The 1359-nt window shown below is 71.6% G+C and carries 2 protein-coding genes and 1 pseudogene; all 3 read right to left on the reverse strand.

Annotated elements, in window-relative coordinates:
- A partial coding sequence (locus AC1DYN_RS32550) for a type III pantothenate kinase (RefSeq protein WP_477966939.1) occupies positions 1-386 on the reverse strand: 386 nt, incomplete at its 3' end.
- A complete protein-coding gene (locus AC1DYN_RS32555; protein ID WP_477966941.1) occupies positions 383-1147 on the reverse strand; it encodes a biotin--[acetyl-CoA-carboxylase] ligase in 765 nt (254 codons plus the stop codon). The genes AC1DYN_RS32555 and AC1DYN_RS32550, both read right to left, overlap by 4 nt.
- Positions 1144-1359, reverse strand: a pseudogene (locus tag AC1DYN_RS32560) (SDR family oxidoreductase); the annotation flags it as partial. The pseudogene AC1DYN_RS32560 and the gene AC1DYN_RS32555, both read right to left, overlap by 4 nt.

Consider the following 1359-nt stretch of genomic DNA (forward strand, 5'->3'; position numbering starts at 1 on the left):
GCGTCGACCGTGGTTGCGGTGCCGCAGGTGGCCACGATCAGGTCCTGGCCGGGCGCCAGCGCGCGCGCGCCGATGGCCGCGGCGAAGCGGTCGCAACCGAGCCGCGCCGGGTCGCGGTAGCCATTGGTAACGCCTGCGCGCTGCGGCGTGGACGCGAACCACTCGACCTGCGCGCCAGCCGGCAGCAGGGCCGCGATGCGCGCGGCCAGCGCGGGTCCCGCCACGTTCGAGACCAGCACGCGCGTGGCGCCCATCCAGTCTTCATGCATCGCATCCAGCCCGGCATGCGCCACCGCACCGGTTGCCGACCAGGTGCCCAGCGCCGCGCCGTCCTCTGCCAGCGCCCACTTGACGCGGGTATTGCCGGCATCGATCAGCAGCATCATGCTTTCACCCGCAGCGACACGTCGCCGGCCATGACGGTGATGCGGCCTTCGGCGGTATCGAGCAGCAGGCGCCCGCTATCGTCGACACCGGCCGCGCGCCCTTCGTGCCGCACGACGCCGCCGTCGAGCAGGACGACGGTCTCGCCCTGCCATGCATGGCGCAGGTTCCAGCGCGCGCTGAAGGCGGCGAACCCGCGCGCGGTAAATTCGCGCAGGCAGCCGGCCAGGCCGTCGAGGAGCGCCGCCATCAACGCGTCGCGGTCCATGCGCGCCAGCCATGGCATGCCGGCCGCGCTGCGGCCCAGCTGCGCTTCCATCTCGTCCGGCATCAACAGGTTCAGGCCAATGYCGATCACGCACCAGGTGCCGCCGCCAGGGGCGGACTGGGTTTCGATCAGGATGCCGGCCAGTTTGTCGCCATCCTTGAGGACGTCGTTCGGCCACTTCAGCTGTACCTGCTGGCCGAGCGTGCCAAGCGTGTCGGCCAGCGCCACGCCCACCGCCAGCGGCAGGCCAAGCAGCGCCTGCGGCCCGCCGTCGAAGCGCCAGGCCAGCGAAAACGTCAGCGAGCCTTCGGGCGACGACAGCCAGCTGCGCCCGGCGCGCCCGCGGCCGGCGCTTTGGTGTTCGGCCACCAGCAGCAGCGGGGCGGCAAGTGTGCCGGCGCGCGCAAGCAGGTCGGCATTGGTCGACCCGGTCTGCGCGACCACTTCAACGGCGACGCCTGCGCGCGACAGGGCGGCGATGGCGGCGGCGTTCATGGATGCTCCCGACGCTTCTTGGTCGGCGCGCGCGCAAAGAGACGGTCGAACAGGGCATTGGGCATCAGGCGCAGCAGCTTGGCGACGACGCCCATCTGCCACGGCAGCACGCGGTAACTGTCGCCGCGCGCGATCGCCGCGACAGCCTCCGTGGCAAAGCGTTCGGGGGGCATCAAAAAGGGCATGGGGAAGCGGTTGGCACGGGTCATGGG

The organism is Rhizobacter sp. P2_D12, assembly GCF_056404395.1.